General features: G+C 45.2%; 23 protein-coding genes. 1 reads left to right on the top strand and 22 read right to left on the bottom strand.

What is annotated here, in order from left to right:
* The first annotated feature begins 103 nt into the window (after positions 1-103).
* A complete protein-coding gene (locus tag NQ534_RS21765; protein WP_040783911.1) occupies positions 104-712 on the top strand; it encodes a sugar O-acetyltransferase in 609 nt (202 codons plus the stop codon).
* A 43-nt stretch (positions 713-755) separates the two neighbouring features.
* Here NQ534_RS21765 and NQ534_RS15920 read toward each other — a convergent pair whose 3' ends face one another.
* The 22 genes from NQ534_RS15920 to rplV form a co-directional block, all read right to left on the bottom strand.
* Positions 756-1343, bottom strand: coding sequence for a hypothetical protein (locus tag NQ534_RS15920; protein ID WP_006862766.1), 588 nt, complete (start codon positions 1341-1343; stop codon positions 756-758).
* Complete coding sequence (locus NQ534_RS15915; RefSeq protein WP_242655377.1) at positions 1336-2628, bottom strand: AAA family ATPase; 1293 nt, start codon at positions 2626-2628, stop codon at positions 1336-1338. Before NQ534_RS15915 ends, NQ534_RS15920 begins: the two co-directional genes overlap by 8 nt.
* Before the next feature lie 394 nt (positions 2629-3022).
* Positions 3023-3241: a translation initiation factor IF-1 gene (infA, locus tag NQ534_RS15910; protein WP_005428560.1), complete on the bottom strand. Its 219-nt coding sequence runs from the start codon at positions 3239-3241 to the stop codon at positions 3023-3025.
* A complete protein-coding gene (locus NQ534_RS15905) occupies positions 3219-3494 on the bottom strand; it encodes a KOW domain-containing RNA-binding protein (protein WP_040783906.1) in 276 nt (91 codons plus the stop codon). Before NQ534_RS15905 ends, infA begins: the two co-directional genes overlap by 23 nt.
* A gap of 106 nt (positions 3495-3600) precedes the next feature.
* Positions 3601-4359, bottom strand: a complete 759-nt coding sequence (gene map / locus NQ534_RS15900) for a type I methionyl aminopeptidase (protein ID WP_006862763.1) — start codon at positions 4357-4359, stop codon at positions 3601-3603.
* A gap of 2 nt (positions 4360-4361) precedes the next feature.
* Positions 4362-5006, bottom strand: a complete 645-nt coding sequence (locus NQ534_RS15895; protein ID WP_006862762.1) for an adenylate kinase — start codon at positions 5004-5006, stop codon at positions 4362-4364.
* A 66-nt stretch (positions 5007-5072) separates the two neighbouring features.
* Positions 5073-6386: a preprotein translocase subunit SecY gene (gene secY / locus NQ534_RS15890; RefSeq protein ID WP_006862761.1), complete on the bottom strand. Its 1314-nt coding sequence runs from the start codon at positions 6384-6386 to the stop codon at positions 5073-5075.
* Positions 6386-6826: a 50S ribosomal protein L15 gene (gene rplO, locus NQ534_RS15885; RefSeq protein ID WP_040783904.1), complete on the bottom strand. Its 441-nt coding sequence runs from the start codon at positions 6824-6826 to the stop codon at positions 6386-6388. Before rplO ends, secY begins: the two co-directional genes overlap by 1 nt.
* A 20-nt stretch (positions 6827-6846) precedes the next feature.
* Positions 6847-7029 carry a 50S ribosomal protein L30 gene (gene rpmD, locus NQ534_RS15880; protein WP_006862759.1) on the bottom strand — a complete coding sequence of 61 codons (183 nt, stop codon included), beginning with the start codon at positions 7027-7029 and terminating at the stop codon, positions 6847-6849.
* 12 nt (positions 7030-7041) lie between these two features.
* Positions 7042-7551, bottom strand: coding sequence for a 30S ribosomal protein S5 (gene rpsE / locus NQ534_RS15875; protein ID WP_006862758.1), 510 nt, complete (start codon positions 7549-7551; stop codon positions 7042-7044).
* 11 nt (positions 7552-7562) lie between these two features.
* Positions 7563-7931: a 50S ribosomal protein L18 gene (rplR, locus tag NQ534_RS15870; protein WP_040783899.1), complete on the bottom strand. Its 369-nt coding sequence runs from the start codon at positions 7929-7931 to the stop codon at positions 7563-7565.
* Positions 7932-7948: 17 nt separating this feature from the next.
* Entirely contained in the window at positions 7949-8488 is a 540-nt protein-coding gene (rplF, locus tag NQ534_RS15865; RefSeq protein ID WP_040783897.1) for a 50S ribosomal protein L6, read from the bottom strand.
* A 269-nt stretch (positions 8489-8757) separates the two neighbouring features.
* Positions 8758-9159, bottom strand: a complete 402-nt coding sequence (rpsH, locus tag NQ534_RS15860; protein WP_006862755.1) for a 30S ribosomal protein S8 — start codon at positions 9157-9159, stop codon at positions 8758-8760.
* Between the two features lie 195 nt (positions 9160-9354).
* Entirely contained in the window at positions 9355-9540 is a 186-nt protein-coding gene (locus NQ534_RS15855) for a type Z 30S ribosomal protein S14 (RefSeq protein ID WP_006862754.1), read from the bottom strand.
* 46 nt (positions 9541-9586) lie between these two features.
* A complete protein-coding gene (gene rplE, locus NQ534_RS15850) occupies positions 9587-10129 on the bottom strand; it encodes a 50S ribosomal protein L5 (RefSeq protein WP_040783892.1) in 543 nt (180 codons plus the stop codon).
* 17 nt (positions 10130-10146) lie between these two features.
* A complete protein-coding gene (gene rplX / locus NQ534_RS15845) occupies positions 10147-10461 on the bottom strand; it encodes a 50S ribosomal protein L24 (RefSeq protein WP_006862752.1) in 315 nt (104 codons plus the stop codon).
* 11 nt (positions 10462-10472) lie between these two features.
* On the bottom strand, positions 10473-10841 hold the full coding sequence (rplN, locus tag NQ534_RS15840; protein WP_006862751.1) for a 50S ribosomal protein L14: 369 nt from the start codon (positions 10839-10841) through the stop codon (positions 10473-10475).
* 33 nt (positions 10842-10874) lie between these two features.
* Positions 10875-11129, bottom strand: a complete 255-nt coding sequence (gene rpsQ / locus NQ534_RS15835; RefSeq protein ID WP_465220230.1) for a 30S ribosomal protein S17 — start codon at positions 11127-11129, stop codon at positions 10875-10877.
* Positions 11130-11156: 27 nt separating this feature from the next.
* On the bottom strand, positions 11157-11360 hold the full coding sequence (gene rpmC, locus NQ534_RS15830) for a 50S ribosomal protein L29 (RefSeq protein ID WP_006862749.1): 204 nt from the start codon (positions 11358-11360) through the stop codon (positions 11157-11159).
* Positions 11350-11787 carry a 50S ribosomal protein L16 gene (rplP, locus tag NQ534_RS15825; protein ID WP_006862748.1) on the bottom strand — a complete coding sequence of 146 codons (438 nt, stop codon included), beginning with the start codon at positions 11785-11787 and terminating at the stop codon, positions 11350-11352. Before rplP ends, rpmC begins: the two co-directional genes overlap by 11 nt.
* 18 nt (positions 11788-11805) lie before the next feature.
* Positions 11806-12450, bottom strand: coding sequence for a 30S ribosomal protein S3 (rpsC, locus tag NQ534_RS15820; protein WP_006862747.1), 645 nt, complete (start codon positions 12448-12450; stop codon positions 11806-11808).
* Between the two features lie 10 nt (positions 12451-12460).
* On the bottom strand, positions 12461-12847 hold the full coding sequence (gene rplV, locus NQ534_RS15815) for a 50S ribosomal protein L22 (protein WP_040783889.1): 387 nt from the start codon (positions 12845-12847) through the stop codon (positions 12461-12463).
* Positions 12848-12858 lie beyond the last annotated feature (11 nt).

Raw genomic sequence — 12858 nt, 5'->3', positions numbered from 1 at the left:
CTCCTGTAAAAATACGATTTTTATATTATTCTAGTGGATTTTACAAGATTTTTCAAGAGAGCTGATGTACAATATTAATATAAATCCAGGGAGGAATACGGCTATGACAAACAGGGAACGGAAAGAAAAGGGACTTGTATACTGTTATGATGACCCGTCATTACTAGGCGACCAGCATATTTATCAGGACAAAATGGTGGAATACAACCGGACTTTGCCGACAGAGACAGAAAAGAGACGGCAGCTTCTGCCGCTGATTTTTGCGGAAATCGGGCAGGACTGCACAGTGGAAACCCCTTTAAACGCAAATTGGGGCTGCAGGCATGTTCATCTGGGAAACGGCGTTTATCTCAACTCCAATGTTACATTTGTGGATGATGAACATATTTACATCGGCGATAACTGCCTTATTGCCCCCAATGTTGTATTTTGTACTTCAGGTCATCCTGTTCTGCCGGTTCTTCGCGAGCATCACTATGTTTATAACCTTCCGATTCATGTAGGAAGGAATGTCTGGATCGGTTCCGGCGCCCAGATTATGCCCGGAATTACAATCGGGGATAATTCCGTAATCGGAGCCGGAAGTGTGGTGACTGGCGATATTCCTGCAAATACCGTCGCCTACGGAGTGCCCTGCCGCGTCATACGCAGCATCGGCAAAAAGGATGAAACATATTACTATAAGGACAGAAAGCTGGATGTATGGGAATAGATAGCGGCGGCTGCCCCGGCTTTTATATAAGGTACCGGGAATATCAATATATTCCCAGCACCTTATACAGCGGCTCCAGTTCGGTCTGAACATTCTGTGCGATTTTATCAATGTCCAGTCGTTCAATCATACCATTGCTTTTCATTCCTTTATAATATATTCTGTTTGCCTGTTTAAAAAGTTTTTTCAGTTTATCATATCCATTTCCTCCGGATACCTTCGTTTTCTTAGGTAAATGGAGAAATGATATTATTCCATCCAAATCAATCAGAAACCAGTCTTCAATGGAATGCTTTGCCTTTATATGGATAACCTGCTGAGCTCCATTCTCCTTAAAAACAGCCTCTACTTCATCCCATTCTACCGGTGGCTTGGAGGATAGCTCAAAAACATCAGTGTCTCTGCATAATGCGACACTAAATTCACATTTTTTCCCATATTTAGGCTTTATTTCTTTTATAAACTTACGAAGTGCAATATTTTTAAATCCTCCGACACCCCGAACATTTTTGCATTCAATATAAATATCAAATCTTCCATCTGCTCTTTTCTGTCTGGCATTCGATATTACACGTTTATAAAACTCGACCTCCGTATCGCCCTCGACAAATAATACAAGGCATTTACTCATGTATATCACACTCCAGATACTCTTCCCAGTTGCTGTCCTCATCAGCTAACATTGAAAACAGATAGTCTCCTGTGCTCATCTTAAATGCAGCGGCATCCTGCTGCAATAACCGCTGTCCGGATTTTTTAAATGAATAAAATCCGGCAATCCCCGGTTTTCTGTTTACGCCTACATGTATCCACGAAGGTTCTAAATAGCTCACAACATAAGGGGAGTGACTGGTAATGATTACCTTGCAGTCATCCAGCAGCTGGCTGATTATCTGCATATAAGACTGAAACAGACTGGGATGCACTGAATTTTCCGGTTCTTCAATAGCAATCAGAGAAACATTTCTTTCGTTTGCCAGAATAACCCTCGCCAGAATCATAAATACTCTTTTTGCTCCATCTGACATCATTGCAAAGTTTATCGGATGTGTTAAATTTTTATCTTTGACAAATAAAACATATATCGCATTTGCTATCATAAATGGAACATCCGCCGGTAATTTATCATCGCCTTCGCGTTCGAATTTATACTGCTTTACAATAATATCCTCAACATCCGGGAACAACTCCTTATATACTTCTTTTAGCAGCATAAATTTATCCGGATTTTTCTCCTGCAACTGATATATTACACGCGGAAGACTTTCTGCATCTACCGCCATATCCTCCAGGCCTTTCCGGATAATCGGATCCGGCTGATAAAAGCTTCTTGCGTCCAGATTATTCTCCATATAAAATCTCATGCTGTTCAATTTCTTTATAATTTCAGCATAAAATATTTCGTCGTAAGCCCGCAGTTTATTTATAACAAGCTCTGTTAATTCAACATTGATTCTGGAAGAGCATCTGCCGGTTTCCGAACTTTTGTATAATGCTCTCTGACCTTCCCTGTTGATAAGCTGCGTATATTTTAATCCTCTGTTTTCCGGTCTTATTCTTAAATATTCAGACACAATATGAGGCTCCGCGCTTTCCCGGCACTTCCATGCAAATTCATATCCGTACAAAACACGATATTCCATATTATCCAGTTCTGTCAGAATTTCCATTTCAAATTTATAATTTCTGCCAAACATGCAGCAGTTAATTGGTATCAGATTCGCATTCGCCATCATGTCCGCTTTGTCCTCTATCGCGGCTTTCATAAAAGCCAGACCAAAATCAATGGCTGCAAGTACATTCGATTTTCCAAAATTATTCAGTGCCACCAGCGCCGTAATCTTATCAAAACTAATTTTAACATTTGACAGGTTCTTAAACCCATCAATTAAAACTGCCTGTATTTTCATATCCATGCATCCCTTCTTTCTCTGTATTCTTATCATAGCACCGCTTCGCATAAATCGCAATATTTAATTTCATTTTATTTATATTTTTATTAAAAAATATTTATTCTATTCTAGAAACGCAATTATTCATTGCTTTTATTAAGCAAAAAGCGGATGTTCTCCTAACCCGGCACGACGGAGGGAATATATATGCCCGTCTTCTGCGCGATGAAAGGGATGAGGGATGCATATGCCAGGAGCCGGAGAATCCGCTGTTAGCGGGCTCTCCGGCTCCCTGTCTGTTATCCGTGTTTTATTCCCGCGAGCAACGAGCCAAGTAGCCGCACTTGTGCGGATATTTGGCGACTGCCGCGAGGATCAAATACCCCGCTGCTCTGCAGCGGGATATTTGATTGTAACATTATTTGTCTCTCCAGATGATGCGTCCCTTGGACAGATCGTACGGGGAGAGCTCAATCGTTACTTTATCTCCCGGAAGGATGCGGATGAAGTTCATGCGCAGCTTTCCGCTGATATGTGCAAGCACAACGTGCTTATTTTCCAGTTCTACCTTAAACATTGCGTTCGGCAGCTTCTCCAATACAGTTCCTTCTACTTCAATTACATCTGCTTTCGACATTTGCAAACCTCCTGATTACTCGTCTGATATCTTCGTTTTTTATCTCTTTTTCCGGCATATCCGCAAGCTCCTGCGGGATTGTCCGCATTACCTGGACATGCTTTTTTTTCTTCTTTTTCGGCTTATCCACCGGCTTCAGCCGTCCGTCCGTCAGATAAACATATTCTTCGTCTGTCCTCATTATGACATAAAGCGTGCCGCTGTCATGCCCGGCGCGCGACCATGCCAGCATTCCTGCCTCAAATCGGTCCATTCTTACCTCCATGCCGCGCTCTTTTGCGGCTCAGTTCCGGGCTTTCCGAGTGACACATCTGCGCCGGCAGACAAATCCGCCAGAAGCGCAGCTCCTCCTGCACGCGTTAATCCGCATGCAGGGTGAGAATCTCCGGCGCACCGTCTGTAATCAGAATCGTATTCTCATAATGGGCAGACAGGGAGCCATCCTCGGTGACAACGGTCCAGTCGTCATCCAGCCAGCATACATCGTAGCGTCCGGCATTGATCATCGGCTCGATGGCAAGCGTCATACCCGCCATAAGCTTCAGTCCCCGCCGCTTCTGGGCAAAGTTCGGAATCTGCGGGTCCTCGTGGAGCGCCCTGCCGATGCCATGTCCGACCAGGTCACGCACAACGCCGTAGCCGAAGCTCTCCGCATAAGCACCGATTGCCCCGGAAATCTCATACAGATGATTGCCGGCTCTGGCAAACTCAATGCCTTTGAAGAAGCACTCTTCCGTAACCTTTATCAGCTTCGCCGCCTCCGGGCTGACCTCGCCGACGGCATGTGTGCGCGCGGCATCGGAATGAAAGCCCTTGTAAATCAGACCGGCGTCCAGACTTACGATATCCCCTTCTTTTATAATATGTTTTTTGTTCGGGATTCCGTGTACCACCTCGTCATTTACGGACACACAGATAGATGCCGGATACCCGTTATAATTCAGAAAGTTTGGAATGCAGTCAAGACCTCTGATCAGTTCTTCTCCATAGCGGTCGATGTCCTTTGTGGAAATTCCCGGTTTCACAAACTCACCAAGCTTGTTATGAACAATCTCCAGACGTCTTCCTGCTTCTCTCATGAGGTCTATTTCTTTTGGAGATTTAATTGTTACTGCCATATTTACGCTCCTAATATCTGCACAATTTCTTCAAATACACGGTCCATTTCCATAGTACCGTCCACTGTTTTCAAAATACCGGCGTTCTTATAAAAATCAATCAGCGGCTGTGTCTGGTCGTGATATACATCCAGACGCTTCTGCACGGTCTCCGGCTTATCATCATCCCTCAGAATCAGTTTTTCGCCGCAGACGTCGCAGACGCCCTCTTCCTTCGTCGGGTTGAATACCACATGGTAAGTAGCGCCGCAGCCAAGGCACGCTCTTCTTCCGCCCATGCGCTTTACAATATTTTCGTCCGGCACATCCACATCGATAGCATAGTCCAGCTTATCTCCCTGTTTTTCCAGCGCCGCGTCAAGGCTCTCCGCCTGCGGAATCGTGCGCGGGAAACCATCGAGGATGTAGCCCTTTGTGCAATCCGGCTGTGCGATGCGGTCCATCAGCATGTCGATTACCAGCTCATCCGGCACCAGCAGCCCCTGGTCCATAAATTCCTTTGCCTTTTTTCCTAATTCTGTTGCACCTTTTACGTTTGCGCGCAGGATATCGCCGGTGGAAACGTGCGGTATCTCATATTTCTCTGCGATCCGCTTCGCCTGCGTACCCTTTCCTGCGCCCGGTGCGCCCAACATCACAATTTTCATAGTCTTTCCTTTCTGGCATAAACACAGTTAGTGTACCGCCTGTCCGAAAACAAACGGTACACTTCTCTATTCGCTTAAAAAGCCTTTGTAATTGCGGACCACCATCTGCGATTCAATCTGTTTAATCGTTTCAAGGATAACACCTACGATAATGATGATAGATGTTCCGCCGAAGGATACATAAGCCTTGAACACACCGTTGAAGAAAATCGGAATCAGTACGACGATCGTCAAACCAACTGCACCGATGAATACGATGTAATTCAGAATCTTATTCAGATAATCGCTGGTCGGCTTACCCGGACGGATGCCCGGAATGAAACCACCCTGCTTTTTCATATTGTCCGCCACCTCAATCGGATTGAAGGTGATGGAGGTGTAGAAATAAGCAAAAGCGATAATCAACGCAATGTAAAGAATCAGTCCGAGGGAATACACCGGCTGGTCCGGATTAAACCAGTTGTTCTGGTTCAGAGCCGCGATAATCTGACCGCCGACACCGTCTGTGGACACGCCCAGTACGGATGCAATCATGCTCGGCATACTGAACAGTGACTGTGCAAAGATAACCGGGATAACGCCGGCTGTATTTACTTTCAGAGGAATGTAGGTGGACTGTCCGCCCATCATCTTTCTTCCCTGCATCTTCTTTGCGTACTGTACCGGGATACGTCTCACCGCATCGCTCAGTATGATAACAAAGACGATGGTAATTGCGATAACCGCCAGAATAATCACTGCAGCCAGCGCGCCGCGCGCAAGTGATTTACCCTGTATGAAGGTTTCGTAAAGTGTACCGATATCGCTCGGTATACGTGAAAGAATGTTAATCACGAGGACGATGGAAATACCATTTCCAACACCTTTTTCCGTAATCCGCTCACCAACCCACATCAGGAATGCGGAACCGGCTGTCCAGGCAGCGACTACGGTGATTCCCTTCAGAATATTCATATCGGGAATCATGCCGTTTCTGCCGAAAGCAACCGTCATTGCAGTAGCTTCGATTAATGCCAGGGCTACCGTAACATAGCGGGTAATCGCCGTGATTTTCTTTCTTCCTTCTTCTCCGTCCTTATGCATTTCCTCAAGCTGGGGAATTGCTATCGTCAAAAGCTGCATGATAATTGACGATGTAATGTACGGTGTGATATTCAGCGCAAAAATAGACATACGCTCAAAGGAGCCGCCCGTGAAAGCACTGAAGAAATTAAAGGCACCATCAGTCTGCTGTGCGAAAAACTGTGAGATATACTCACGGTTTACACCCGGCACCGGAAGCTGTGAACCGAGCCGGATGACTACCAGCATACCAAACGTATATAACAGACGTTTACGGATGTCCTTCACCCGAAACATGTTACGAAGTGTTTCTAACATCAGATCACCTCTGCTTTTCCACCAAGTGCTTCTATCTTCGCCTTTGCGCTTTCACTGAAAGCATTTACCTTAACGTTAAGCTTCTTAGTAAGTTCCCCGTTTCCAAGTACCTTTACGCCGTCTTTTGCACTCTTGATAACGCCTGCTTCAATCAGAGTTTCGATCGTTACTTCGGTATCGTTATCAAATCTCTCCAGCGCACTCACGTTGATTGCTTCGATGTCCTTTGTATTTCTGTTTGTGAAGCCTCTCTTCGGAATACGTCTGTATAACGGCATCTGACCGCCTTCAAATCCCGGTCTCGGAGCGCCGGAACGGGCCTTCTGACCTTTATGTCCTTTGCCGGCTGTTTTTCCGTTTCCTGAACCGTGTCCACGGCCTCTTCTGAAGTTACCGCTCTGTCTGGAACCCTCTGCCGGTTTTAAGTTTGATAAATCCATCATGGCACCTCCTTATTTGATTAGATTTCTTCTACTTTTACCAGATGCTGTACCTGCTTTACCATACCCTGTGTAGCCGCGTTGTTCGGAAGCTCAACAGATTTGTTCAGTTTCCTGAGACCCAGCGCTGCTACTGTTGCACGATGTTTCGGGATTGCACCGATTGTAGATTTTACTAAGGTTACTCTTACTTTATCTGCCATTTTCTAATCCTCCTATGCGCGTACTTCTTCTACCGCTTTTCCGCGCAGTCTCGCAACTTCCTCCGGGGATTTGAGCTGTTTTAAGCCTTCCAGTGTAGCAAGAACAACGTTCTGCTTGTTTCTGGAGCCGAGGGATTTTGTACGGATATTGCGGATGCCTGCCATTTCCAGTACGTTACGTGCCGGACCGCCTGCGATAACACCGGTACCTTCCGGAGCTCTCTTAAGAACTACGTGGGAGCCGCCGAATTTTCCTTCAAAATCATGCGGGATACTTGCATTGTCATCCAGCGCAACATTAATCAGATTTTTAGCAGCGTCTTCTTTTCCCTTGCGGATTGCTTCCGGAATTTCTTTTGCCTTTCCTAAACCTGCACCAACATGGCCATTTCCATCGCCTACAACTACAAGAGCTGTGAACTTCATGTTCTTACCGCCCTTAACAACCTTGGTAACACGCTTAATAGACACTACTTTTTCATTTAATTCTAACGAATTAGCATCAATAATTTCACGTTTCATGTGTCTACCTCCTAAAATTCCAGACCAGCTTCTCTTGCTGCATCTGCTAATGCCTGAATTTTGCCCTGATATATGAAGCCGCCTCTGTCAAAGACAACGGTCTTAATACCTTTTTCAAGAGCTCTCTCGGCAATTACTTTTCCCAGGTATGCTGCTGCATCAACGTTGTTGGTCTTCTCCAGCTCTGCCTTTACTTCTTTCTGAAGCGTGCTCGCAGATACAAGAGTGTTTCCGACTGAATCGTCAATAATTTGAGCATACATATGATTATTACTTCTAAACACTGCCAGACGCGGTCTTTCTGCAGTTCCTGCAAAACGATTACGAAGTCTTCTGTGTTTTTTTACACGAACTTTAGTTCTGGATTCTTTTCTAACCATTTTTACACTCTCCTTACTTATTTCTTACCAGTCTTACCAACTTTACGTCTGATAACTTCATCAGCATACTTAATACCCTTGCCCTTGTAAGGTTCCGGAGCTCTCTTTTCTCTGATTTCCGCTGCGTACTGGCCAACTTTTTCTTTGTCAATGCCTTTTACTGTAATTTTGTTTCCTTCCACTACAGTTTCCAGCCCCTCCGGGTCTATCATCTCAACCGGATGAGAGTAACCCAGACTCAATGTCAGTTTCTTGCCCTGCTTTGCTGCCTTGTAACCTACACCGTTTACTTCCAGAACCTTGGTGTAGCCCTCGCTTACGCCAACCACCATGTTGTGGATCAAGGTTCTTGTAAGACCATGAAGGGATTTCATTTTCTTTAAGTCATTCGGTCTTGAAACGAGTACATGACCGTCTTCTACTTTAATATCCATTTCTGTCGGGAGCACTCTTACCAGAGTACCCTTGCTGCCCTTTACGGTAACCTTGTTGCCCTCTGCAACCTCTACCGTAACGCCTGCCGGAATCGCAACCGGCATTCTACCGATACGTGACATTACTATGTCCTCCTTACTTAGATTTTCGGAAAGAGCCTGTGCTCTTTCTGTTTTCAGTAACTTCTGTATAAATGTGGGTTTGTTTTCTCAACTAATTCTCAATTAACATGAGAAAACGGGTATGTTCCCTCAATTAACGTGAAGAAACGGGTATGTTCCCTCAACTAACCTCGTGCTGCGCTTACGCTTGCACTCGCTAAGGTTCGGGAACGACCCCTGCACTAAATTCAAGCTGCGCCTGCGGCTTGCTTTCATTAAGTGCTTCAGGGTCACCAAACAAATGCAAGCACTTCGCCACCCACCTGGAGTTTGCGCGCTTCTTTGTCTGTGATTACACCCTGGTTTGTGGAAAGAATCGCCACGCCAAGTCCGCCAAGTACACGCGGGATTTCGTTCTTGCCTGCGTAAACGCGAAGACCCGGTTTGGAAATTCTCTTAAGTCCTGTAATAATTTTTTCGTTCTTGTCTGCGCCGTATTTCAGCGTGATGCGGATGATTGGGAAACCACCCTCTTCTACGATATCATATTTGCTGATATATCCTTCATCTAAGAGAATGTTTGCGATTGCAAGCTTCATCTTGGATGACGGTACGTCTACTGTATCATGCTTTGCAGTGTTCGCATTACGGATTCTTGTAAGCATATCTGCAATCGGATCGCTCATAGTCATCGATATGTCCTCCTTATATAAACATTGTTATGCTTTCGGGATGTTCCCTCAACTAACCTCCGCCCCGCACTAAGTTCAAACTTCGCTTTCAGCTCGTTTTCACTAAGTTGCTTTCGGCGTCGCTAAGGTTCGGGAACGGCCCCGCACTAACTTCAAGCTGCGCCTTCGGCTTGCTTTCACTAAGTGCTTCAGGGCCTACCAGCTGGCTTTTTTCACGCCAGGAATCTGACCTTTGTATGCCAGCTCACGGAAGCAGATTCTGCAGATTCCGTATTTTCTCAGATATGCATGCGGGCGGCCACAGATTCTGCAGCGGTTGTACTCTCTTGTAGAGAATTTCTGTTTGCGCTGCTGTTTTACCTTCATTGCTGTTTTAGCCATGAATTTTCCTCCTATACTTCTTCAAACAAATTGACCTGTTAACGGATTAAGCCTTTGCAAATGGCATGTTGAACTGTGTAAGCAGCTCGCGGGCTTCTTCATCAGTCTGTGCTGTCGTTACAAAAATAACGTCCATACCTCTGACTTTGTCGATTTTGTCATACTCGATTTCCGGGAAAATCAACTGTTCTTTAATACCAAGAGCATAGTTTCCTCTGCCGTCGAATGCGTTCGGGTTTACACCACGGAAGTCACGCACTCGCGGAAGCGCCAGGTTGATGAGACGGTCTACGAACTCATACATTCTCTCGCCGCGGAGAGTAACCTTGCATCCGATTGCCATACCTTCTCTGATTTTAAAGTTTGCCACGGATTTCTTTGCTTTTGTGAGGACTGCTTTCTGTCCTGTGATGGTTTCCAAATCCTTTACGGCTGATTCGAGCAGCTTCGCGTTTTCTTTTGCTTCGCCAACGCCCATGTTGATAACAACCTTGTCAAGCTTCGGAACTTCCATGATATTCTTATATCCGAACTTTTTGATCATAGCATCTACGATCTCGTTCTGGTAAGTATCTCTGAGTCTACTCAACTGTATGGCCTCCTCTCTTATTTATCAATTACTTCGCCGGTAGCCTTAGCCACGCGGACCTTCTTGTCGCCATCCATTCTGAAGCCAACTCTTGTTGCCTTGCCGCCAACCAGCAGCATTACGTTGGAGATATGAATGTAAGCTTCTTTGTTCACAATGCCGCCCTGCTGGTTTGCTGCAGAAGGTTTTGTGTGCTTTACAACCATGTTCACACCTTCAACCAGGACTTTGTTGTTCTTTGCGTCAACCGCAAGAACCTTGCCTTCTTTGTCTTTATCTTTACCTGCGATTACCTTAACAGTATCGCCCTTTTTGATTTTTAACGATGACATCTGGTACCTCCTTATAATACTTCCGGAGCCAGAGATACGATCTTCATAAACTGCTTATCACGAAGCTCTCTCGCAACCGGTCCAAAAATACGGGTTCCTCTCGGATTCTTGTCATCCTTGATGATGACTGCAGCATTTTCATCAAATCTGATATAAGAACCGTCTTTACGGCGGGTCTTGTTGACGGTACGTACCACAACCGCTTTCACAACATCGCCCTTCTTTACAACGCCGCCTGGTGTTGCATCTTTGACCGTAGCAACGATAATATCTCCAATACTTGCATATCTTCTTGTAGAACCGCCCATAACTCTGATGCAAAGCAGCTCTTTGGCACCAGTGTTATCAGCAACTCTCAGTCTGCTTTCCTGCTGAATCATGCTGATATACCTCCTATCTGTTTTGTTCCAGTGTTATTTTGCTTTCTCGACGATTTCCACAAGTCTCCATCTCTTGTCCTTAGACAGCGGTCTCGTTTCCATAACCTTTACGGTATCACCGATATTGCACTCATTGTTCTCATCATGTGCTTTTAATTTATAGGTGCTCTTAACAACCTTTTTATAAAGCGGATGCTTTACATGGTCTTCTACTGCAACAACGATCGTTTTTTCCATTCTGTTGCTGACAACCTTACCTGTACGGGTTTTTCTAAGATTTCTTTCCACGTCCATTTGCTCCTTTCGTGGTTATTCTTACGCATTCGCCTGCTCAGTGATAACAGTCTGGATTCTGGCAATGTTTCTGCGAACCTCTTTGATTCTGCTTGTGTTATCTAACTGATTGGTTGCGTTCTGGAATCTTAAATTGAAAAGTTCCTTTTTAGCAGCTACTAATTCTTCATTTAATTCTGCAGCTGATTTGTTTCTTAAATCTTCTACATACTTATTAATTTTCACTGTTATCACCGCCTTCTAAATCCGCACGAGAAACGATTTTACATTTACAGGGTAACTTATGCATAGCGAGACGCAATGCTTCACGGGCAACCTCCTCCGGTACGCCTGCGATCTCAAACATAACGCGTCCCGGTTTTACAACTGCAACCCAGTACTCCAGTGTTCCTTTACCGGAACCCATACGGGTTTCTGCCGGTTTTGCCGTTACCGGTTTGTCCGGGAAAATTTTGATCCAGACTTTACCGCCACGCTTGATGTAACGTGTCATGGCAACACGGGCTGCCTCAATCTGATTGGACTTGATCCAGCACGGTTCTATTGCAACAAGACCGTATTCACCGTTGGAAATGGTATTGCCTCTTAATGCTTTACCTCTCATGCTTCCACGGAACTGTTTACGTCTTTTTACTCTCTTTGGCATTAACATGATTTATCGCTCCCTTCCTTATTCCTTTGCTGTTTTTGTGGGAAGGATTTCGCCGTTATAGATCCATACTTTTACGCCAAGCTTGCCGTATGTGGTATCTGCCTCTGCGAATCCATAGTCAATATCTGCGCGCAGTGTCTGAAGAGGAATCGTTCCCTCGCTGTAGAACTCGGTACGTGCGATATCCGCGCCGCCCAGACGTCCGGAAACTGCTGCCTTGATACCCTTTGCGCCAGTCTTCATGGTTCTGCCCATCGTAGACTTCATAGCGCGACGGAAGGATACACGGTTTTCCAGCTGCTGTGCGATATTTTCCGCAACGAGCTGCGCATCTCTGTCCGGTCTCTTCACTTCTTTGATATCTACCAGAAGTTTTTCTTTTGTCAGCTTCTGCACTTCTGCTTTTACTTTTTCAATCTCAGAACCGCCCTTGCCGATTACTACGCCCGGTTTTGCAGTATAGATAATCACTTTCACTCTGCCGGATGCTCTCTCAATTTCAATTCTTGAAACACCGGCACTGTATAATTTTTTCTTCAGGTATGTTCTGATTTTGTTATCTTCAACAAGGTAATCAGCAAATTCAGACTCTGCATACCATTTGGAATCCCAGTCCTTAATTACGCCGACTCTAAGTCCGTGCGGATTAACTTTCTGTCCCATGCTTTACCTCCTATCTCTCATTCAGCACAACGGTGATGTGGCTCATTCTCTTCTCGATACGATAAGCTCTACCCTGTGCCCTCGGTCTGATTCTCTTCATTGTCGGTCCTTTGTTTGCGTAGCACTCCTCAACATACAGATTTTCTCTGCTCATGCCGTTGTTGTTTTCCGCATTCGCAATCGCCGACTCCAAAAGTTTTTTAATCAGTGTAGACGCATATCTCGGATTGTAGGTTACGATTCCGAGTGCCGTCTGCACGTCTTTGCCTCTGATGGCATCTAAAACAAAGCATGCTTTCTGGACAGAAACTCTCGCATAAGATAACTTTGCGGACGGTCTTGTGTCCTTCTGAGCATTTCTTTCTCTCTTAATCTGGGATCTGTGTCCTCTTGCCATGAATGAAACCT

It is taken from the genome of Marvinbryantia formatexigens DSM 14469 (assembly GCF_025148285.1).
In the GTDB taxonomy this organism is placed as follows: domain Bacteria; phylum Bacillota; class Clostridia; order Lachnospirales; family Lachnospiraceae; genus Marvinbryantia; species Marvinbryantia formatexigens.
The sequence above is the reverse complement of the archived record's forward strand: the minus strand, read 5'-3'. Positions and strand labels throughout refer to the sequence as shown.

What these genes read in the sequence shown, in the direction of transcription:
- NQ534_RS15855 (WP_006862754.1), bottom strand. Translation starts at nt 9,540, where the DNA reads ATGGCTAAAACAGCAATGAAGGTAAAACAGCAGCGCAAACAGAAATTC.
- NQ534_RS15915 (WP_242655377.1), bottom strand. Translation starts at nt 2,628, where the DNA reads ATGGATATGAAAATACAGGCAGTTTTAATTGATGGGTTTAAGAACCTG.
- rplR (WP_040783899.1), bottom strand. Translation starts at nt 7,931, where the DNA reads ATGGTTAGAAAAGAATCCAGAACTAAAGTTCGTGTAAAAAAACACAGA.
- infA (WP_005428560.1), bottom strand. Translation starts at nt 3,241, where the DNA reads ATGTCGAAAGCAGATGTAATTGAAGTAGAAGGAACTGTATTGGAGAAG.
- rplF (WP_040783897.1), bottom strand. Translation starts at nt 8,488, where the DNA reads ATGTCACGTATCGGTAGAATGCCGGTTGCGATTCCGGCAGGCGTTACG.
- map (WP_006862763.1), bottom strand. Translation starts at nt 4,359, where the DNA reads ATGGCAGTAACAATTAAATCTCCAAAAGAAATAGACCTCATGAGAGAA.
- NQ534_RS15895 (WP_006862762.1), bottom strand. Translation starts at nt 5,006, where the DNA reads ATGAAAATTGTGATGTTGGGCGCACCGGGCGCAGGAAAGGGTACGCAG.
- rpsC (WP_006862747.1), bottom strand. Translation starts at nt 12,450, where the DNA reads ATGGGACAGAAAGTTAATCCGCACGGACTTAGAGTCGGCGTAATTAAG.
- rplN (WP_006862751.1), bottom strand. Translation starts at nt 10,841, where the DNA reads ATGATTCAGCAGGAAAGCAGACTGAGAGTTGCTGATAACACTGGTGCC.
- NQ534_RS21765 (WP_040783911.1), top strand. Translation starts at nt 104, where the DNA reads ATGACAAACAGGGAACGGAAAGAAAAGGGACTTGTATACTGTTATGAT.
- rpmD (WP_006862759.1), bottom strand. Translation starts at nt 7,029, where the DNA reads ATGGCAGATAAAGTAAGAGTAACCTTAGTAAAATCTACAATCGGTGCA.
- NQ534_RS15905 (WP_040783906.1), bottom strand. Translation starts at nt 3,494, where the DNA reads ATGGACCGATTTGAGGCAGGAATGCTGGCATGGTCGCGCGCCGGGCAT.
- rplO (WP_040783904.1), bottom strand. Translation starts at nt 6,826, where the DNA reads ATGGATTTATCAAACTTAAAACCGGCAGAGGGTTCCAGACAGAGCGGT.
- rpsE (WP_006862758.1), bottom strand. Translation starts at nt 7,551, where the DNA reads ATGAAACGTGAAATTATTGATGCTAATTCGTTAGAATTAAATGAAAAA.
- rplX (WP_006862752.1), bottom strand. Translation starts at nt 10,461, where the DNA reads ATGTCATCGTTAAAAATCAAAAAGGGCGATACTGTTAAGGTAATCGCA.
- secY (WP_006862761.1), bottom strand. Translation starts at nt 6,386, where the DNA reads ATGTTAGAAACACTTCGTAACATGTTTCGGGTGAAGGACATCCGTAAA.
- rplP (WP_006862748.1), bottom strand. Translation starts at nt 11,787, where the DNA reads ATGTTAATGCCAAAGAGAGTAAAAAGACGTAAACAGTTCCGTGGAAGC.
- NQ534_RS15920 (WP_006862766.1), bottom strand. Translation starts at nt 1,343, where the DNA reads ATGAGTAAATGCCTTGTATTATTTGTCGAGGGCGATACGGAGGTCGAG.
- rpsH (WP_006862755.1), bottom strand. Translation starts at nt 9,159, where the DNA reads ATGACTATGAGCGATCCGATTGCAGATATGCTTACAAGAATCCGTAAT.
- rplV (WP_040783889.1), bottom strand. Translation starts at nt 12,847, where the DNA reads ATGGCAAGAGGACACAGATCCCAGATTAAGAGAGAAAGAAATGCTCAG.